We start from the raw sequence: 20,919 nt of genomic DNA, 5'->3' as shown, positions 1-20,919 counted from the left end.
TTGATTGAGTTGTTATGTTACTGAATATCTGTATCAGCCGGGTAAACTTATTGTACCGCCAGGTCTGTTTCTACGTTGATTGCGTTATCGGTTTTTACCTTATCCCAAATGCGCAGCTTAACGTGGTAGGTTTCGCCCGTTATCATTGGTTTTCCTATGGTGATATCGCCGTGTAGTTCGGTAGCTTCGGTGGGCGGATGGCCTTGGTCGCCATTGAATAAGTCGGCGGCATTAATCACAGGTGTTCCTTTTTTGTCGGTAACCAACAACATCATGCCGGGATAAGCCTTGCCATCTTTAAGCGCATAATTGCTTATGCCCACGGCTACTACAGCTACGCGGGTGTTCAGTTGTACTTTATTATCGGTCATTGGTTTACCTATAGGGTCAACCAATAGCACATCATCTACCCTAAAGCCATTATAGGTGAAAGATAAGCCGGTGCGGAGGTCTTTTTTGGTACCCTTACTAAAATTGCACGCGGTAAATAGTACACTGCTTAGTATGAGTATAATTTGTAGTTTTTTCATTTACAGGTTTAGATAAAATATAGGATATGCGTTAGGTAGAAAACTTTTGCCACCATCGATAATAAGCACTATTACCTATTGTAACAGCGGCGCAATTACTTACAAATAAACATATCCCACTAAAAAAACACTTTCGAATATGTTGCAAATGCTTTCGATTTTGTTGCATCATTTAGCCTGTATACAGTTCAATTATGGTGTCGTATAGCTATAAAACCAATCTTCTGTCAGTTATGGTGCAACATAATGCACCTGCTTTTACACGGCGCATTTCATTTTATAAGATTGATCAATGTAATCCAATTGTCAAGTAAAATTAAATTGTATACAATTTAATTTTACTCAATGTATATTTGTTCAACAATCAGCAAAAGATGGATTACTTAAAATTAGAAAACCAAGCATGTTTCCCGGTGTACGCCCTATCAAGGGTGTTAACGGCACATTACAAACCCATTTTAGATGGTATTGATGTTACTTATCCGCAATACCTGGTGATGATGCTACTTTGGGAACACCGCGAACTATCGGTTAAAGAGATAGGCGAAAAGCTGTTGCTTGATTCGGGAACACTTACCCCGCTGTTAAAAAAGCTGGAAAGTAAGAAACTGGTTAACCGCAGCAGAAGCCGCGAAGATGAGCGCGTGGTAATGATAAGCCTTACACAAAACGGGGCCGACCTAAAAGAAAAAGCGGCGAACGTACCCGAATCTTTTAAATGCAGCCTTGGCCTTACCATTGAAGAAATGGGCACCCTGCGCGACAGCATCAACATAATACTTGAACGAACTAAACAAAATAATAAATAATATAAAAACCAATAATCATGTCAGTAAAAGCAATTTATACAGCAACAGCCACCGTTACAGGCGGCAGAAACGGTCACGTAGTTTCTTCAGATAACGTACTCGACCTTGACGTAAGGATGCCTAAAGAATTAGGCGGCGCGGGCGGCGCATATACCAACCCCGAACAATTATTTGCAGCAGGCTATTCTGCTTGTTTTGATAGCGCGCTTAACCTCGTTATAAAAAACGAAAAAGCGACCACCGGTACAACCAGCGTTAGGGCAAGTGTAGGTATCGGCTCTAACAATGCCGGCGGCTTCGCGCTTGTAGTTAGTTTGGCCGTGAACGTACCCGATGTTGACCAGGAAACAGCTAACGCCTTAGTTGAAAAAGCTCACCAGGTTTGTCCGTACTCTAACGCTACACGAGGTAATATAGAGGTTACTTTAACCACCACTACTTTAAGCGCCGAAGAATTCGCCGCAGCTAATTGATCAAAAATCATTTCATCACAAACACATATTTAATTTATCACAACAATGAAAACTTTCAGAATATTATCCATCATATTTGCCTTGTTAATAGGCGGTTTACAAGTAAACGCACAGGCAACAAACACTAAACCAACCATCATTTTTGTTCACGGTATTTGGGCCGATGGTTCTTCATGGGCCGACCAGATCACTGCGCTTCAGGCAAAAGGTTATCCTGTAATCTCGGTACAAAACCCTATTACTTCGCTGGCCGATGATGTTGCCGCAACCAAAAGGGCTATTGCACGTGCCAAAGGAAAAGTAATACTGGTAGGCCATTCATGGGGTGGCTTTGTGATCACCCAGGCCGGTAATGATCCTAAAGTGGCAGGTCTTGTTTATGTTGCCGCGCTGGTACCTGATCTGGGCGAAACCGTACCTACCCTATCGGCAAATGGTCCGGCTGTTAAACTGGCAGACTATTTTGAACCACAGGATGGTTTTATCTACTTGTCAAAAACCGGTATTGAAACCGTATTCGCGCAAGATTTGACTGCTGCACAACAAGCCGCCATTTATGCAACACAAACCCCGGCATCACAAACCGTATTTGGCGACAAAAGCGGTGAACCGGCCTGGAAAACCAAAGCAAGCTGGTACATAGTAGCCAAAAGCGACAAAGCCATTAACCCCGAACTGGAACGCTTTATGGCAAAAAGAATAAAAGCCAAAACAACCGAAATAGAAGCCAGTCACGTTGTAATGGTATCACATGCCAAACAAGTAACAAGCATTATTGAAGAAGCTGCCAACAGCGCTAAATAATTTAAAAGGTTTAAGTTTAGGTATACGGTAAAAAAACAGCCACATCTCCAATGGAGATGTGGCTGTTTTTTTACCGAGGCTTAGTTATTCGATAGCCTACTCAATCCGTCAGCAAACAGCTTCGGGCGAAAACGGGCAGAACTGTGATGGCCATGAGCGCAAAGGCGGGCATAGCGAACTTGTTGCATGTGGGCCGGATAAGCGTGGTGGGGCAGCAAAAATTCCTGACGAATTAAAAAAAACTGTCATTCTGAACATCGTGAAGAATCTTCTTCGCTATGCTTATCTGCGATAGATGCTTCGTTCCTCAGCATGACAGTGGAGAGTGGGTGTGAGCCATCGTCATTTTGCCTTCAAAGTTCAAAAAAAATTAAAACCCTTGCAATGACGTAATTTATAAATAACTGATTTTTAATCACATCATTTAAATTACTAACTTAAAAAGTCACCGAATCTTTATCGTTAAGCAAAGTATCTACAATACGATCAAGATCGGGGCAATCCTCTGCTGTAACAGTACCTACCTCTACCAGGGCGGCAATATTTTCGGGGTGGGCATCGTCCATTTCAAATTTGGCGTTCTTCATTTTTGATGGTTGGATGCGGATGTAATTATCCTGATGACCCTGGGCAGAAAACATTTTTGTTAAGTGATAATGCGTGGTTTCAGACGCGCCGGACATCATGATATCGATAAGCGGACGGATCCAGCCTGCCGCGCCCCAGTCTTTGGCCTTGTCATAATCATACTCCTTGTTCTCGCTGCCTGTACCTATGGAAACGATAAACATATTTTCGGCTGTAGGGAACCCGTTGGAATTGCGCACCTCCGAGTAAGCACACAAGGCAGGGTTATTAACGAACACGCCGCCATCAATCAGCGGGTAGCTTACATTGCTTAACGACTTAACCTTAGCCGCTTCGAAATAGGTAGGCGCGGCCGAAGTGGCCCGGCATACGTCTTTCACCAGGAAATCGCCGCCGTCGCCACGTTTTAAGTAGTCGTGCTGGGCAAAGAAATGGGCCGCGCGGTTTTGAATATCGTAAGAGGTGATAATACAGGGCTTTAACAACTGACTAAGTTTAACATCCCCGAAGTACTGGTTCAAACAGGCTTCAATAGCGGCCGCGTTAAACTTTTCATCCAGAATCCCGTTAGCGGCCTTAATTTTTTGATACAAGCTAACGTCAAATATTCTGCTGCCATGTTCTACATAAAGGTCGACCGCTTGTTGTGCCGAAAAACGGGCTTTCCCGGGTTTTTCCTCATCCGGACAAAGATGGATACAGGTAAGTATGCCACCTGTGCTGGTACCTGCAAAAAAGTCGAAATAATCGGCAATACGTGCCTCCGGATTTTTTGATTTTGTTTGAAGCTTTTTTTCGAGCGCCACCAATACCTGCCCCGGGATGATGCCCCTGATACCGCCACCATCAATTGATAGTATCTTTTTCATACTGAATTAAATTTTGGTTATATGCTTTAATTATGGTTAATAATTGGCAGCGAGGGGTATCCGTTTGCAACGGGCTGAAAGTTAGCTATTTGTTTTCAACCCGCAAAAGTTTCGGTGTGAATAAAAGTTTAAATAATTGATAAGAAAATGAGGCGTATGGGAATAAGAAACCTTTAAGTTTATTAAGAGGTTTCCTATCTATCATTTCAATATATTTGAATAAAGCTTATATGCCGTATGACCTTTAAATTAAGAGATTTCTTTGCCGGTAAACCAATTAACGAGCCATCATTAGATTTAGATAACCCCATCTGGAAAAAGCTTGAGGGCGGTTATAGAAATACAAAATACGATGCCTCTGTAGCTCTAAAAATACTTGAAAAAGCAAATAACTTAGCAGAATGTGATAAGGTTTACAAAGAATTATGGGATGAATTATATCATCAGGGCGATATAGGCTTGGCATCTTATTATGCTGTTCCCTATTTGGTACGAATAGCATCGGAAAAACAATTAGTTGATTATAATGTACTGGCGCTTGTTGCATTGATTGAAGTCCGCAGATATAGGGATAACCCGAAAATACCTAATGCTTTATTGCCTTATTATAATGAAGCACTGGCTACATTAGGTGAGCTTGCCAAATTCAGCATGAATAAAGATTGGGATTTGGCATTAGCGAGTTCCGCTTTAGCTGCTATTGCAGTATCAAAAGGTCAACATAAGCTTGCTGAAGCAATCTTTGCTTTAGATAGCGAAGATGTATTAGATGAATTTTTAGATACTTACTGATAGTTATAATATCGGCAGCAATTACAAACTTTTTGCTGGTATTTCTAACAACAACAAAGCCGTTCCCTCAAAAAGAAAACGGCTTTGTAAATAGTTTAACTTCTCCCCCTACTTCACCTCACTCAATATCGGCTTCGCCAAACTTGGCAACACACTTTGAGCAGGATTAAGCAGCTCCAATACCACCACGTCGTTCCTGCCTGCCTTTAGCCATTCGGCGGGCAGGTAGAGGGTTTGCTGCGGACCTATGCTCCAGTATTTGCCCAGGTTGTGCCCGTTCACCCAAACCAGGCCTTTACCCCATTTACGCATATCCAGATAGGTATCCTGCGCTTTGGCGAGGTTGAACTCTCCGTATTTCAGAACGGGTTGGTCGGCTTTGGTGCTGTTGCCTTTTATTTGGGCGGTGTTCACCTTATCAAAAGGCAGCGGGTACATTGTCCAGCCATTTACATCTGTGCCGTTAAAGGTTACCTTTTCGGTAATACCCTTTTTATTTTTCAGCAGGTTGGGGCCAAAGTTCACGCGGCCCATGTTCTCTACCAATATATCGAGCGTTACGTCGCCCGCCGGTAATGTCAGCGGCAAACTATCCTGGCGCAGCCTGCGGTCGAGCACACCTACACGTTTGCCGTTTACGAATACAATACCGTAATCGCGCAATTGCTTAATTTTCAGCAGACCTTTCGCACCGCCTTTTACGGTGGTGCGGTACAGCATAAAGCCGTAAGCCTGGTTCATATCTTCAAAGGTAAGCGGCGTAGCATTGGTTTTCGGTGTACCCAAAATATCAAACAAACTTACCGATTTACCCAGCGTGATATCCGCCATTGCCGCCGACGGTTTAGCCGCGGGCACTTCGGGCAATACCTGCCCGGCAGGCAGGTTCTTTTTGATCACCTCTCTAAACTGCATAAACTTATCGGTAGCGTTACCTGCCTCATCCAGCGGGGCATCGTAATCGTAACTACTGATCTGCGGTTCGTAAGGGGTGGTATCCTTATCGTTGGCGCCGTTCATAAAACCACGGGTAGTACCGCCGTGAAACATGTACATATTGATGGATATACCGCCTTTAAGCGCGGCATCCAAGCGGTTAACGTACTCTTTGGCAGGCACGGTATGGTGCGGCGTTCCCCACCAGTCGAACCAGGCCGGGTACCATTCGGGCACAAAATATGGGCCTTTACCACCGTTATTTTTGTTGATCAATTCTTTAATCTTCACCGGATCATCGATACCGTTCACACCCGGCAGCAAGCCCGGCAGGTGGCCGTTAGCTACGTCAGGCACAGGATCGCAGGTAGAAAGCACACCATCAAAACCGGCCTCCTTAAACATCTTTTCGTTGATAGCCAGGTACTCCTTATCCTTCCCGTACGATCCGTATTCGTTCTCTACCTGAACCATTAATATGTTACCGCCGTGGTTTATTTGCAGCGGTGCAAGCTGACGGCCTACTTCGTTTATGTATTCGCGGTACTCTTTAAGGTATTGCTTTTCTTTACTGCGTACTATTAAACCCTTTTCGTTTTGCAGCCAGTACGGGTAGCCGCCAAATTCCCATTCGGCACATACGTAAGGGCTTGGCCTTAACAGCACCCACAGGCCTTCTTCTTTGGCTATGCGTACAAATTCGGCAATGTCGTTATTGCCTGTAAAATCAAAATGATCTTTTTGCGGTTCGTGCAGGTTCCAGAAAACGTAGGTACCAATGGTGTTCAGGCCCATGGCCTTGGCCATTTTCATACGGGCGCGCCAGGCTTCGCGCGGTACACGCGGATAATGCATCTCCCCGGAAATGATCTGGAAAGGTTTGCCATCCAGCAAAAAGGTTGAATCGCTAAGCGCGAAGGTATGTTCGGCTTTGTTGCTGCAACTATTGAACGATAGCAGCACTGCCATACTTAACAGTAAAAAATAGTGGCGGTAAATTAACTTCATGTATATATGTGCTTGGTTTTAAAGTTTGTTCGTATTTATAGTGTAACCGTTACAGGCGCGGCTCCCGGGTAGGTGAGCACGATACCGGCGGCTGTTAAAGGGTTTAATTTTTTAAGGTAGATAATGAGCCTGCCATTCCTCACCTTATGTTCGGCAGCCGTAAACGAATCATGACTGGTGGCATCGCCGTTCTCTATACCCATAATAACAGCATCCTTGTTTGTTTTTACATTGAGCACGCCATCGGCATTGTTTACTAATATACCTTTTGCATCGGTAATATTTACCTCAATTTGCTGATAAGCAGTCTGCTTTGCAATTAAAGCGTCGCGGTAAACATTAGCTTTAATAGCAGCTACGGGCCCTGCGGTAATCAGCTTATCGGTACAAATTTCTTTACCGTTCCTGTATCCCTTAACCAATAGCTCGCCCGGTTCATAATCAAAAGCATCAAAAAACAATGTATGATCGTTTTTTACTGCCTGTTTGCCTAACGATTTACCGTTCAGTATAAGTTCGGCTTCATCGCAATTGGTGGAACAGCGTATTTTGATCTTTGAACCCGCAGGCCAGTTCCAGCTACGGTTGGTAGCACGCGGATTTTTCACCGCCCTGTCATTAGCGGCGCCGTCAAAGCTATCCAGGTAAATTACGGGTTCATTAGTCCACAAAGCTTTACGTAAATAGTAGGATGCCTTTTCAAAGCCTGCCATATCCAGTAAACCGGCTTCGTTACTGCGCCAAGGCCATTTACCGGCTTCGCCCAGGTAATCGATCCCCGTCCACAGGTATTGGGCCGATATGTATTGGTTGCTGTCAACGGCGTTCCAGGCGCTGATAGCCATACCGTTTTCGCTGCCGTAAATAAATCTTTTAGGGTATTTGGCATGGTCGTCTTTATACCTGTACTCCTGGTAATTATAACCCACTAAATCCAAATTATCCGGATAATCGGTAGTGTTTGACATCACCACACCGGCCAGGGCGGCAGTTACAGGTCTGCTTTTATCCACGCTTTTTACCGCGTTTGCCAGTTTTTTTGATAGTTCGCCAAGCCTGCTTACCGGCGGATGCTCGGGCATGTAACCCTTACCATAGATCTGCGGATTACGCCCACTATCCAGCACAGGGTGCGTATAAGGATCATTAGGATAATCAATTTCATTGCCTATGCTCCACATAATAATTGAAGGATGGTTGCGGCTGCGCTGTACCATATCGTGTACATCGCGTTCGGCCCATTCTTTAAAATAAGTATGGTAGCCAAAGTTGGCAGGTTTACCCACGTTCCAGCCTTCTACCCATTTATTTTTACCGTATTCCCATTCGTCAAAAGCTTCATCCATCACCAGGAAACCCATTTTATCGCATAGCTTGTACAGGTAATCGGCATGCGGGTTATGGCTCATGCGGATAGAATTGGTACCGCCGGCTTTTAGCTTACGTAAACGACGCACCCATACTTCGGGCGGTACGGCAACGCCAAGGGCACCGGCATCATCATGGATACACACGCCTTTCAGCTTCAGTTTCTCATCATTCAAAAAGAAACCTTTATCGGCATCAAATTCTATTTTGCGGATGCCTACTTCATCTTTCCACTCATCTGTTTTTTTGCCGTTTTGCCAAAGGCTAACGGTTAAAGTATACAACTCAGGCTTGTTTACCGACCATAACTTCGGGTTGTTCACCACAAAGTCGAGCCCGGTATCGGCACTGTCCTTAGCGGCTATGGTAACCGTATTGCTTTTTTGGCCTACTACCTTACCGGAATCATCTGTAAGCGAGGCTTTTACGGCAACCGACGCTTTCGCGTTTTGGTTATTAGCAATGGCGACATTCACCTTGCCTTCCGCTTTATCTTTACCAACAACGGGGGTACTAAAACCTACTCCCCACAGCTTAAAATGCACATCGTTTTTAACTTTTAAATACACGTTACGGTATATACCTGAACCGGTATACCAGCGCGAATCGGCAAACTCGCTATGATCGGCCTTTACGGCTATCACATTGGGTTTGTTCTTATTTACAAAGGGTGTAATATCATACTCGAATGGTGTAAAACCATTAGGCCGCTTGCCCAAATGATGGCCGTTTATCCAAACATCGCTGTTCATGTAAACACCATCAAAATAGATGTACAGGCGCTTACCTGCCTGCGCGGCGCTAAGCGTAAATATTTTGCGGTACCAACCAATGCCGCCCGGCAGGTAAGCCGTGGCGCTGGCCCATTTTTCGCTGAACGGTTCTTCAATGCTCCAATCGTGCGGCAGGGTAAGTTTACGCCAGCCGGCATCGTTATAGGTTACATTTTGGGCATCGCTCAGGTCGCCTTTGTGAAACTTCCAGCCGGTATTGAACAGTTCTTTTTCGTTAACGTTTTGTGCCGATGCCTGAACAAAGCCCGTGAGCACAAGTACTATCAGCAAAAAGTAACGTGGTAGTGTATTTATTATTTGCATGAAACAGAATTACCTATTAAGCTTAATAATTATTCTTTGGTAAAAAGTATTAAAATGCCGGGGAGCATGTCCCCGGCATTTATGGCATTTTTTTAGTATCCGTCGTTTTGTTTAAGCAAACCGTTAGAGGCCTGTATCTCGGTACGCGGAATTGGCAGCCAGTAATGCTTGTCTTCAAACTTACGGCCATCCAAAGCTACTTTAGATGTGTAGGTAAACCCTGTTCCTGTTTTGGTGATCACCACCCCGGCGGCAGGTTTATTTTCGGTTACAGCAGCTATTTTCCAGCGGCGCACATCATAAAAACGGTGCTCTTCAAAAGCTAATTCAACACGCCTTTCGTAACGTACGGCAGTTTGCATTTGCTCCTTTGTTAAACCGCTCGGCAAATCGGGCATGTTTACGCTTGGGCGCTGCCTGATCATATTAATGGCCTGCCTTGCCGAAAACGTAGACCCGGTAGGGATCACATCCGGTCCGTAAGCTTCGTTAGCAGCCTCGGCAAAGTTTAACAGAATCTCAGCATACCTGAAATAGATCCACGGCTGAAAGCCCGCGTTGCCCCATGGGTTTTGCAGCGGATAAGCATCGTTCATGAATTTTTTAAGGTAGTAGCCTGTTTTGGTAGTATTCCAGTTATCAATACCGTCTTTACTATCCTTGCCGCCCGGTACAAACGTTTCTATATTACGTTCGCGATAAGCGGCGCCATTGTATAAAATAGTGGCAGCAAAGCGCGGGTCGCGGTTTTCATACGGCTTTGTGGCATCATAACCCGATGTAGGGTCGGTAATAGCCTTACCGTTGTTCATCTCATAATCGTCAACCAGGTTTTGCAGCGGCGTGTTACCTGCCCAGCCTCCGTAGCCGTTAGGTCCGTTAGCAATTTCGAGGTGGGTATGGTTGGCATTTTTGGTGAAGTATCTTGAAAAGATAGCCTCGTTGTTTTCGTTAATTAAAAACAGGTTATTGTAACCACCGGTGTAAATACCGTATTTATTAAGGCTGATAACTGCCTGCGCGGCATCAACCGCGGCTGTCCAGGTACCGGCATTGTAAAGCGGACTTGCGGCATACAACAGCAAGCGCGATTTTAAGGCCAGCGCAGCGCCTTTGGTAGCGCGACCGGGCAGCCAGGTGCCGCTATTATCTAAAGGCAGTTTAGCCGCGGCATCATCAAGCTGTGCCGAAACATAATCAATGCTCTCTTTAATGGTAGCCCTTGCAAACAGAGTAGGATCTTGCAGGTCATCGGTAAGGTTAACTACCCTATCGCCCATAAGCACTACACCACCGTAATTACGAATAAGGTCCTGGTAGCGGAAAGCCCTTACAAATTTCAGCTCGCCTTCCAGCCTGCTCTTATGCCCCGCGCTCATGGTAAGCTTTGGCAATATGCTTAAAGCATAATTACACTCACGGATGCCCCTGTAACTGCGGCCCCATATTACACCGGCGCTTCCCAAATTTTCGGGTGCCAGCTGGCCTCTTTGAATCAGCCAGGTAGCATCGTCATTATTGTAGATGGATTCATCGGTAAATGAGCTCATCATGCTGTATTCAAAACCACGGCCAAAACCCGGGTTTGAACCGTCGGCCTCTTTGTCCTGCAAGCGTGCGCCTATGTAACGGTTGGTTACAAAAGCCTCAAAAACCGCTGTATCACTTTCTATGGCCGATGTAGCTATCCTATCGGTAGGCTGCACATCTAAGAAATCTTTTTTACATGCCGCCAACGATACTATGGTGCATAACGCTAAGAATAACGGCTTTTTATATGTTAATTTCATTTTTGTAAGTGTTAAAATTTAACGTTGGCGCCTATGTTTATAATTCGCTGCTGCGGATAGAACTGCCCGCTGCCACTGTTACCTTCCGGATCGTAATCTTTAACCTTGGTAATGGTAAACAGGTTGAACCCACTGGCATACAGCCTTAAACCTCCAATTTTGAGTTTTGATAATACCGACGATTTGAAATTGTAACCCAGCTCGGCATTTTTAAGACGTAAGAACGCCGCGTTGTTTAACCAGAAGGTGTTGTTGAACTGGCCGCCGCTGATAGCGTTCGACGCGCGATCTGTTACCCTCGGGAATGTTCCGTTGGTGTTGGTAGGGCTGAAACGGTTATCGGCCCAGCTGCTGTAGAAGTTACCCACGCTGCCCGACTCCGGCAGTACGTACTGGCTTACCTGCGCCTGCCCTGAAAAGAGCAACGACATATCGAAGTTTTTGTACGACGCGTTGAAGGTAAAACCGTAAGTAATTTGCGGGATGTTACCGTATTTGGTACGGGTTTGGTCATCAGCAGTGATCTGTCCGTCGCCATTATAATCCTCGTACATTAAATCGCCCACTTTAGCGCCCGATACATGCGGATAGGCATCCAGATCGGCCTGCGTACGGAATATACCTATGCTGTTATATAACAGGTAAGTATTTAAAGGGCCGCCTGTTTGGCGTTGGTAATCAAGCGTACCGCTTGCCTCGTCAATAAATAATATTTTGCTTTTGGCATAAGTGATATTACCTGATAAGCCCCAGTTAAAATCTTTGCCGGTATGGTTGTAACCCAGCGTTCCTTCAAAACCGTTGCTGTTTACTTTACCTATGTTTTCTGAAGGTACCAGCGGATCAGACCCGTAAGGGTTTACTATACCTGATGAACCCGGTATAGAAGCATTACGTGTGGCCAATATACCCGACCTTTTTTGCTGGAAGTAGATAGCCTCTAACGTGAAGTTTTTCAGGAATACGGCGTTAACACCTATATCGAGCTTTTTAGCTACCTCCCAGGTAATATTAGGATTGGCCAGTTTAACCAGGTTTACACCCGGCTGTATTACAGATGCATTATCGTTAGGTGTTATGGCTACAAAACCGTTGCCTACCAGGGTGTAGTTATCAAAATACTGGAAACCATTTACGTTATCATTACCCAACGAACCGTATGAGGCACGCAGCTTTAGATCGTTTATGGCTTTTACCTTATCGGCAAACCAGTCTTCTTTTGATATGCGCCAGCCTACTGATGCCGACGGGAAATAACCCCATTGTTTACCCTGCGGAAATATCGATGATCCATCGGCACGGAACTGACCTTCAAACAAGTACTTTTCATCAAAAGTGTAGGCCAAACGGCTGATCACGCTTCGGCGGGTATAGTTTGAGCTGTAGCCCGAGTTTAAATAATCAGTAGCCGCGGTACCACCCTGCGAAAGCTCGGGCAACGAGGTTGACAGGTAATTGAAACGCTGCGCGTCAAAATACTCGTAATGGTTATCGCTTTGCTCGTAACCAACAAACGCGTTGATATCGTGCTTGCCAATACGGCGTGCAAAATTCAATTTGATGTTTGAGGTAATAAGTGATGTGTTATTATGTATTTCGGTTAAAGTAGCTTTTTGGTTATTACCGCCTACAATTACACTGTTATACAAATCGGTAGCCTGATCATACCTGTACAGCAGGTATGGTTTGTTGAAGCTTTTGCTGAAGGTGTTTGATTTATCCACAGAGAAAAAACCATCCAATGATAAGCCGTCCACTCCCGGAATAAGGAAACTACCACGCAAAATAGCGTTAAGTGTTTGTGTAGGGCTTTTTACCGAACCGCCAATATCAGTAACCTGAACGGCAGGATTTTCATTTTCAATACCTGTAGTTGGCAAACCGTTTGGATAGTAAGCTGCCGCGATAGGTTTAGCACGGTATATCGACCTGAAAATACCACCTGCGCCTACCTGCGGAAAGAAACGATCTTCTTCCCTGCCCGATAATGACAAGCCTACTTTCAGTAGTTTTGATACGTTGGCATCAACATTTGTACGGAAATTGTATTGCTTGTACTTGGTAGCGCCGTTCTTGTATAAACCATCCTGGTTAACGGTACCCAATGAAACGAAGTACTTTACATCCTCATTACCCCCGTTGATAGAAAGGCTATGCTGATTTTGCGTAGTAACATCCTTCAGCGTTTCTTTGATCCAGTCGGTATTAGGATATAATAGCGGATCAGAGCCATCCCTGAACTTTTGAATCTGGTCTTCGGTATATGATTGGTTTAAGCCACCCGCCGGGTTTGAGTCATAGCTGATCTCGTTCATGATCTGCGCGTAAGTGGCAGCATCGGCCATTTGCGGTAAACGTGTTGGCGAGCTAAAGCCCTGGTTAAAGCTGTAATTAATGGTTGGTTTACCGGTTTTACCTTTTTTGGTAGTTACCAGTATTACACCATTAGCGGCGCGGTTACCATAAATAGCAGCCGACGCGTCTTTTAATACCGATACGCTTTCGATATCGTTAGGGTCGAGACGTTCAAGGCCGCCTACTTGCCCGGGGATACCATCAACCACTACCAATACGCTGTTGCTACCTGTAGTAGCCAAACCACGTATGGTAATGCTTGAACCATCATAACCCGGCTCACCACCACGATTATTGATCACCACACCCGAAAAACGGCCTGCCAGCGAGTTAGATAAGTTGGGCTGCGGGCTCTTCACCAGATCGGCACCCTTAACCTGCGATATTGAACCTGTTACGGTAGCTTTTTTTTGCGTACCGTAACCTACTACTACCACCTCGTTAAGTGATTTTGAATCGGGCTGTAATTGTATGTTGATGGTAGTTTTGGCAGATACCGTTACCTCTTGTGTAACATAACCTACCGATGAAAATACCAATACATCACTCTCGCCGGCTACGCGGATACTATATTCGCCCTTAACGTCAGACATGGTACCGTTGGTGGTACCTTTTACGCTAACGCTTACACCCGGCAGCGGGCTTCCCTTTTCATCGGTTACGGTACCTTTTACGGTTGTTTCGGCCTGCTTAGCCGTTTTGTAATGACCCGGTGTTTTGTTAATGCTTGTATTGGCATATCCGGTATCTGCCATTAAAAGCAGACCGGGTAAAATGGCGGCACACACATACATTGCCTTTTTTGACGACCATGGCGGCGAAAATTCACACAGTAAATTTTTTCTCATTTTTTGTAATAATTAGTTTTAATAATTGGTTTGGCTAAAGCAGAAAACCGGTACGGTGATTAATTGGATTGATCGATCAATGGGAATATCCACTTCTCGTTTCCGAAATAATTAGCATGGTTTAACTGGTTTACAAGTGCTAAATTGGTGCTAAACCAATAATTTGGCAGGGGGTAAATGCGCAATATTACAGGGGTGAACAGATAATTTCACCCCCTAAAAACGATAAAAACAAACAATACGGATAAAACCACAGGTTGTTGAAGTAAATATGGCCGAGCCCGGAAATAAAATTATCGCCGGCCTGCCCTGGCCAATTCAGGACTGAGGTTTAAATTGTTGGAGAATGGCTTGCGGTATTTCTTAATATACTGCGACGGATTCATGTTAAACACCTTATTGAACTGTTCCCTGAAGTACTTGGCATCGTTAATACCCACCAGGTAAGAGGTTTCCAGAATAGTATTATCGGTATTGATAAAGATCTCCGCCGCCTTACGCAAGCGGATGAAGCGTATAAAACCATTGGCAGATTGCCCCGAAACCGATTTTATCTTTTTATACAGATTTGACCGCGACATACCTATTTCATCGGCAAGTACCTGTATGGTAAAGTCGGGCTCGGTAATGTGCAGTTCAACTATACGGATACAGTTATCCAAAAAGTCTTTATACTCGGCAGATATGCGCAGGTTGTTTGAGTTGAGCGTTATTTCGTTATAAAAATACTTTTGCAGGTTGTTCTTACTTTTCAGTATACCCGCCACACGTGCCTTAAGTATTTCCTTATCAAAAGGTTTACTTATATAGTCATCGGCACCGCCCTCAATACCTTTCAGCTTTATCTCGGGCGAAGCGCTCGCGGTTAGTAAAACAATGGGTACGTGCGATATGGTAATGTCTTCTTTTACCAGGTTACAAAGCTCAATACCGCTCATACCCTGCATCATTACATCGCATATCACAATATCGGGCAGGTGTTCTTTTATCATGCGGTAACCATCCTCGCCGTTATCGGCCTCGTATAAAATATAATCGAGCTTAAAAACCTGCTTTATGTATTCCCTTATGTCGTTATTATCATCAATAATGAGCAGGCTTTTGTTGTCGGTAGCCAACTGTTCATCGTACAAATTTTCGTCGGCGGCTTCAACCAATTGGTTGGCGGTTATCTCATCCTCAATCAGTTCCTTTAAAAACACCGAGCCGGTATCCGCGTTGTCCAGTACGAGGTCTGCGGGCAGGTGGTTTCGTCCTTTAAGCAGTGTAATTGAAAAGGTAGTGCCCTCATTGATCTTACTTTTGTAGCTGATATTACCGCCGTGGCCTTCAATAAAGCTCTTTACCAAATATAACCCTATACCAAAGCCTCCCTTTACTGAAGTGCTGCCATATTGATCCTGGTAAAAGCGATTGTACAGCTTTTCGCCCGCTTCTTCGGTTATGCCGCAGCCTGTATCGGCTATGGCTATCTGTATGGCATCGGCCAATAAATTTACCGTAACCTTTACCGTACCGCCTTCGGGGGTAAACTTAATAGCGTTCGAGAGCAGGTTGAACAGCACGATTTCCATCTTCTCCCTGTCGGCATATACTTCAATATGGTCTTCGGCGCAATCAAACTCAAAGGTGATGTTTTTGGTACGTGCCTGGTGTGTAAAGCATAAAAATACCTCCTTGGCCAAATTAACCAGGTTGAGGCAGGCAATGTTCAACTTATCGGCCTCAGCATCAGCCTTACGGAACAATAATAACTGATCAACAAGGCTCAATAAGCGACGCGCGTTACGATAAACAATGTTGAGGTTGGTGGTATCCACATTTTTATCATCCTTGTAAAGCAGCTCCTTAACCGGGTTAATGATCAGCGTAAGCGGCGTGCGAAACTCGTGCGAAATATTGGTAAAGAACGATAGCTTCTTTTCGCTGAGTTCCTTCTCTTTTTCGCCCTCCATGTGGGCTATTTGTATTTCGTATTTCAGTTTAGCCTGCCTGTCGCGGTATAAAATATAAGCGTAAATAATACCGCATACCGTAGCCAGGTACAGCAGGTACGCCCACCATGTTTTATACCATGGCGGGGTAATGATGATGGTTATCGACCGCCCTTTTTCGTTCCACAAGCCATCGTTATTGGAGGCTTTTACATGCAATACATATTCGCCCGGATTTAAGTTAGTATAGGTTGCCTTACGCTGTTTGCCTACGTAATTCCACTTTTTATCAAAGCCCTGTAGCTGGTAAGCGTACTCGTTCTTTTCAGAATGACTGTAGTTTAACGCCACAAACTCCAGCGAGAAAACACTTTGACTATAGTTGAGCACTATTTTACCGGCCGTGGTAAGGCTTTCCTTTAAGGGCGATTTTTTACCCGGCAACACCGTTTTGTTGAACACCTGGAAATCAGAAAAATACACAGGCGGGGCATCGCGGTTATACTTAATATTAAGCGGATCAAAATATACTACGCCATCATTACCGGCAATATACATTTCGCCCGATGGCACTTTGCTTAATATGGTGTTTACGTATACGCCATCGGCCTCATCAAAATTTTTAACCTCCAACGAGGTTGGGTTAAACATGGCTATGCCTTTACCGGTGGTTGTCCATAAGTTGCCGCGTTTATCTTCGGTAATGTTGGTGAATACGTTGCTGGCAAAGCCGTTGTTTTTTGAGTACACTGTGAACGAATCGCTTTTGCCATCGTACTTATTTAAGCCATCGGGCGTGCATATCCACAGGTTTTTATGGCTATCCATAAATATGTTATTTACGGTATTACTGCTAATACCGCCACGGGCCTTATTATTGATCATGTACGTACGGAAACGCCTTGTTTTTTGGTTGAAACGGTTAAGCCCGCCGCCGCTGGTGCCTATCCATACATCACCGCCCGCATCTTTTTGCAGGCAATACAGGTGATTATTGCTTAACGATGCCGGGTTATTACTATCGTTATAATAGTGGGTAAAGCCGCCGGTTTTACTGTTATATATTTTGAGGCCCGCATCTGTAGCCAGGTAGTATTCGCCGGGGTTTACTTCCAGTATATCCCTAAAAACATCCTCATTAAATAAACTGCCTATGGCCGAGTGATGCTGATGGTGCAAAAATGTATTGGTGCTTTGATCAAACTGGTCGAACCCGTTCTCGGTTAGTACCCACAGTGTGTTTCGGCTATCAAAATACAGGCGAAGGATCTCGCTGCTGGCCAAACTTTTGGGGTTAGCATTGTGTGTAAAGGTGGTATTGGTACCCTTTTTATAGTCGAACTTTAATAAGCCGTTATTGGTAGCTATCCAAAATACCGAATCGCGCACGGTAAAATCTTTAACCTCTTTTTGCCTGAGCGATAATGGCAGCAGGTTAAATTTATACTGCTTAAAGTCGAGCTTGGTAAGGCCGTCTTTAGCGCATATCCAAACAATGCCGCCCCTGTCGGTATAAATATCGCCGTTTGACAGGCTGGCCAGGTCTTCAATTTTTTGCTGTTGCTTGCCGTTAACGTTGAGCCAGTAAAAGCCGGTATTGCCACTTACCAGCAACTCATTTTTACCGGCGTTGCCAATATTGTATATGGTAGTATTGTTTTGCGCGCCGCAGGGCCACGCGGTAAACGCGGCAGTTGCCGGGTTAAACTTAAAAAGCCCCTTCCAGTAAGTGCCTACCCATATTTGCCCGTCACCGGCGTAACAAAGGCTCCATATATCGTTCGGGTTTTTTTGCCCCGGCGCCTGTTGCTGTTTGTAATTGCTGAAATGCCTGCTGCGCTTATCAAACTTGTTTAAACCGCCGCTCCAGTTGCCCAGCCAAAGGTTGTTCGCCTTATCTTCAATTATGGCATTTACCGATTTACCCTTCATGGCATAAGGGTTGCCTGCATCGGGCCGGAACACCGTGAACGTGCGCGTTTTTTCGTTAAAAAGGTTAAAACCATCATCGGTACCAATCCAAACCATGCCCTGCCTGTCGGCCAGTAAGGCCCATACTTTGTTATTACTTAGCGAGGCGCGGTTATTGTCCTGGTGATAAAAGCGTTCGAATTTTTCGGTAAGCGGGTCGAATATATTGAGGCCATCCATGGTGCCTACCCAAATGCGGCCTTTTTTATCTTCGGCCAGGGCGGTAATGTTATTGTTGGTAATGGTTGAGCTATCGCCCGATGTATTTACGAAGGTTTTGAAGCTGTAACCATCAAACTTGCACAGGCCGTTCTCTGTACCTACCCACATAAAGCCGCGTTCATCCTTTAACGCCGCGGTGGTGCTTTTTGATGGCAGACCATCATTAATAGTGTACGTTTTAAGCGCGTAATTACCCGGGTCGAATTGTTTACCGGCACTTTTTTGCCATACCTGCCCTGCCGCATTAAAGCCAAAACTTACAGATACAATAAATAAAAACACGGGCAGTACTCTCATTACTAATTTTGAATTTACGCGTTACCCTATTCTTTTCCGTATGCAAGCCGGCAGAGTAGCAGTTTGATAATTTGGTTGTGGTAAAAATAGGTAAAATTTTATCATGTAAATAGCATGCGACGGGGCATACATTATCTTACACAGTAAAATAACCGTAACACAATAAAAATCAATGCTTTAAAATGAAGCTACCGTTTATTTTTATTGAAATAAGTTAAGGCTTGGTCTTTTCAGTTTTTCTTTAAACAGGTATAAAGCTGATGATCAAGCTTTTCAATAGTTAATAAGATAATGAATGAGAATGCAAAGGCTTACTTATATTTCCTGATCTCCTGTTTCTTGATTCTCATTTCCTGGTTCTATCTTGTTTCTTGATTCTTATTTCTCGGTTCTACCTTCCGATCTCTTGATTCCTGATTCTTATTTCTTGCTTCTATTTCCTTGTTTCTTAGTTTTAAACAAGGGCGTTGCCTGCGGCCCGTGCTGTACGCTCATACGCGCACAAGGCATTAGGCGCAAGGCCGGTATCCGCTGCCATCACTAACGCGGGGGCGGTAGTTGGGAGGATTGAGTGGTAGAGGGAATGTGTAGGCACACAAGTCTGGTCATGTTGAACTTGTTTCAACATCTCACATGTAAGGTTGAGCGTTTGGAGGTTGAGCATTTGATGGGTTCCAGAAATAAGTCTGTGTAACTTGGGATGAATAAATTAAAAGCTTAGCAGAACGGAGTGAGATTACACGATGCCAAACTTTTGTCTTTACTAAATTTATTCGTAAATTTATATGATACAACTTTTTGAATTAATGATAGTTATGCACGGTGAGTTAATAAAATTATCAACTGAAGAACTTCTTGAGAAATTTGGCTTAGGCAAACATAAGCCTGGTTCAGGTAGTGCGGCCGCTCTACAGGGAATGTTAGCTGCACAATTAATTAAAACAGTGATAGATCTCACTAAAAAACGGTCGGCTTACAGCAAATGGCTTACGAAGCTTAATTCGATGGAATTTGAAATAAAAAATCGCATCTATCCGCAACTACTTCATCTATTTCAAACTGATTCAGAGCAATTTGACACTGTAATACAACTTCGTAATAATCTGAAGAAGGAGACAGTTTCCTTGAAAAAAAGTGAATTAAATAAACAATTAAATGAGGCAATGATTATTGCAACAAAAATGCCCATTGATATTGCAAAACAGTGTGCCGAATTAGCTGATTTTGCTTTGTTTTTGTTCCACAAAGGTTTTCAGTCAGCAAGGGGAGATTCTGGTGTTGCGTTGAATAACGCAGTAGCAGCAATTGCTGGCTGTCTATCTATTGTCAACTTGAATTTTTTATCTATTGGTGAAGATGATCATATCGCACAGATTAGAAATGATACGGATATTTTAAAGGAAAGCTATCTGAATTTGACAAAAAAAGCAAATCAATGCCTTGCAGCTATTGAAGATGAAGCAGAACGAAATAAAATATATCAAAAAGATTTAAAACTGCTTTCATCAAACCAATGGGTAGGTGCAAATCTATCCTACGCAGAAATTGAACAAGTTGCTTGCCTTGTACAAAACACCTTATGGAAACACAAGGAGAAACTTTTTAAGCAAAAATCATATGAAAATCCAATTGACGTACTTAAACCCCAAAATGTATTGACCAAAATATTAAATTATCAATATTTGAAAATGGACACTTTGGGCCAGCATCCTGTTGGTGGAGAGATATTTGAAATAGCTGGAATTATTGATAAAGAAAAAAAAGAAGTTTTAGTTTCTGAGCAGTTTTCTAAAGAGACACAGAATTTTACTGCTGCTCATGAACTTGGCCATGCATTTTTACACAAACAAAATTTATTACATAGAGACAAGGCATTGGATGGGTCGAATTCAGGTAATTCCAGAGAGCCTGTAGAACTTCAGGCAGATAAATTTGCCACATATTTTTTAATGCCGAAAAAGCAAGTAAAGAGCTTTTTTAGCCAATTATTTCTGACTAACCATTTTGTAATAAATGAAAGCACCGTTTTCGCATTAAGAGGAGTTAGTGTAGGCAGGTTTAGGCAAGAATGTAAAAATTTGCGTGAACTATCCAGAATCATTTCATCTGCTACGTTCTATGATAATGTGTCATTTAAATCAATGGCGGAGATATTTAATGTTTCTATAGAAACTATGGCTATTCGACTTGAAGAGCTTCAATTGGTTCGGTTTGATTAAACGTTATTC

At 43.8% G+C, this 20,919-nt stretch carries 12 protein-coding genes; 5 read left to right on the top strand and 7 right to left on the bottom strand.

The features are described from left to right. Positions 1-47 precede the first annotated feature (47 nt). Positions 48-530, bottom strand: coding sequence for a hypothetical protein (locus AC07NA_RS04650; RefSeq protein ID WP_494896088.1), 483 nt, complete (start codon positions 528-530; stop codon positions 48-50). 374 nt (positions 531-904) lie between these two features. Here AC07NA_RS04650 and AC07NA_RS04645 point away from each other — a divergent pair, with 374 nt between their 5' ends. The 3 genes from AC07NA_RS04645 to AC07NA_RS04635 are packed head-to-tail and all read left to right on the top strand — an operon-like array spanning position 905 to position 2,616. Then, on the top strand, positions 905-1,339 hold the full coding sequence (locus tag AC07NA_RS04645; RefSeq protein ID WP_494896086.1) for a MarR family winged helix-turn-helix transcriptional regulator: 435 nt from the start codon (positions 905-907) through the stop codon (positions 1,337-1,339). A gap of 17 nt (positions 1,340-1,356) precedes the next feature. After that, on the top strand, positions 1,357-1,812 hold the full coding sequence (locus AC07NA_RS04640) for an organic hydroperoxide resistance protein (RefSeq protein ID WP_494896084.1): 456 nt from the start codon (positions 1,357-1,359) through the stop codon (positions 1,810-1,812). A 45-nt stretch (positions 1,813-1,857) separates the two neighbouring features. Then, the gene (locus AC07NA_RS04635; RefSeq protein ID WP_494896082.1) at positions 1,858-2,616 is read left to right on the top strand and encodes an alpha/beta fold hydrolase; all 759 of its coding nucleotides are present in this window, start codon (positions 1,858-1,860) and stop codon (positions 2,614-2,616) included. A gap of 437 nt (positions 2,617-3,053) precedes the next feature. Here the strand turns inward: AC07NA_RS04635 and AC07NA_RS04630 are convergent, their stop codons facing one another. Then, a complete protein-coding gene (locus AC07NA_RS04630) occupies positions 3,054-4,073 on the bottom strand; it encodes a patatin-like phospholipase family protein (RefSeq protein WP_494896080.1) in 1,020 nt (339 codons plus the stop codon). A 237-nt stretch (positions 4,074-4,310) separates the two neighbouring features. Here AC07NA_RS04630 and AC07NA_RS04625 point away from each other — a divergent pair, with 237 nt between their 5' ends. Continuing rightward, complete coding sequence (locus AC07NA_RS04625) at positions 4,311-4,865, top strand: hypothetical protein (protein WP_494896078.1); 555 nt, start codon at positions 4,311-4,313, stop codon at positions 4,863-4,865. A 108-nt stretch (positions 4,866-4,973) separates the two neighbouring features. Here AC07NA_RS04625 and AC07NA_RS04620 read toward each other — a convergent pair whose 3' ends face one another. From AC07NA_RS04620 to AC07NA_RS04600, 5 genes are all read right to left on the bottom strand, one after another. Beyond that, complete coding sequence (locus tag AC07NA_RS04620; RefSeq protein ID WP_494896076.1) at positions 4,974-6,809, bottom strand: glycoside hydrolase family 35 protein; 1,836 nt, start codon at positions 6,807-6,809, stop codon at positions 4,974-4,976. Positions 6,810-6,844: 35 nt separating this feature from the next. Continuing rightward, positions 6,845-9,241: a glycoside hydrolase family 2 TIM barrel-domain containing protein gene (locus AC07NA_RS04615; protein ID WP_494896074.1), complete on the bottom strand. Its 2,397-nt coding sequence runs from the start codon at positions 9,239-9,241 to the stop codon at positions 6,845-6,847. 125 nt (positions 9,242-9,366) lie between these two features. Further along, entirely contained in the window at positions 9,367-11,064 is a 1,698-nt protein-coding gene (locus AC07NA_RS04610) for a RagB/SusD family nutrient uptake outer membrane protein (protein ID WP_494896072.1), read from the bottom strand. An 11-nt stretch (positions 11,065-11,075) separates the two neighbouring features. After that, positions 11,076-14,267, bottom strand: a complete 3,192-nt coding sequence (locus tag AC07NA_RS04605; protein ID WP_494896070.1) for a SusC/RagA family TonB-linked outer membrane protein — start codon at positions 14,265-14,267, stop codon at positions 11,076-11,078. A gap of 293 nt (positions 14,268-14,560) precedes the next feature. Then, positions 14,561-18,691, bottom strand: a complete 4,131-nt coding sequence (locus AC07NA_RS04600) for a hybrid sensor histidine kinase/response regulator transcription factor (RefSeq protein ID WP_494896068.1) — start codon at positions 18,689-18,691, stop codon at positions 14,561-14,563. Between the two features lie 785 nt (positions 18,692-19,476). Here AC07NA_RS04600 and AC07NA_RS04595 point away from each other — a divergent pair. After that, complete coding sequence (locus AC07NA_RS04595) at positions 19,477-20,910, top strand: cyclodeaminase/cyclohydrolase family protein (protein ID WP_494896066.1); 1,434 nt, start codon at positions 19,477-19,479, stop codon at positions 20,908-20,910. Positions 20,911-20,919 lie beyond the last annotated feature (9 nt).

This window comes from Mucilaginibacter sp. GW821-FHT07G05, assembly GCF_059418565.1.
Note: the sequence above shows the minus strand (reverse complement) of the source record. Positions and strands in the feature narration are given on the sequence as shown.

Excerpts from the sequence above, each read along its gene's own strand:
- AC07NA_RS04620 (WP_494896076.1), bottom strand. The coding sequence starts at position 6,809 with ATGAAGTTAATTTACCGCCACTATTTTTTACTGTTAAGTATGGCAGTG.
- AC07NA_RS04630 (WP_494896080.1), bottom strand. The coding sequence starts at position 4,073 with ATGAAAAAGATACTATCAATTGATGGTGGCGGTATCAGGGGCATCATC.
- AC07NA_RS04650 (WP_494896088.1), bottom strand. The coding sequence starts at position 530 with ATGAAAAAACTACAAATTATACTCATACTAAGCAGTGTACTATTTACC.
- AC07NA_RS04605 (WP_494896070.1), bottom strand. The coding sequence starts at position 14,267 with ATGAGAAAAAATTTACTGTGTGAATTTTCGCCGCCATGGTCGTCAAAA.
- AC07NA_RS04625 (WP_494896078.1), top strand. The coding sequence starts at position 4,311 with ATGACCTTTAAATTAAGAGATTTCTTTGCCGGTAAACCAATTAACGAG.
- AC07NA_RS04610 (WP_494896072.1), bottom strand. The coding sequence starts at position 11,064 with ATGAAATTAACATATAAAAAGCCGTTATTCTTAGCGTTATGCACCATA.
- AC07NA_RS04595 (WP_494896066.1), top strand. The coding sequence starts at position 19,477 with ATGATACAACTTTTTGAATTAATGATAGTTATGCACGGTGAGTTAATA.
- AC07NA_RS04640 (WP_494896084.1), top strand. The coding sequence starts at position 1,357 with ATGTCAGTAAAAGCAATTTATACAGCAACAGCCACCGTTACAGGCGGC.
- AC07NA_RS04600 (WP_494896068.1), bottom strand. The coding sequence starts at position 18,691 with ATGAGAGTACTGCCCGTGTTTTTATTTATTGTATCTGTAAGTTTTGGC.
- AC07NA_RS04645 (WP_494896086.1), top strand. The coding sequence starts at position 905 with ATGGATTACTTAAAATTAGAAAACCAAGCATGTTTCCCGGTGTACGCC.
- AC07NA_RS04635 (WP_494896082.1), top strand. The coding sequence starts at position 1,858 with ATGAAAACTTTCAGAATATTATCCATCATATTTGCCTTGTTAATAGGC.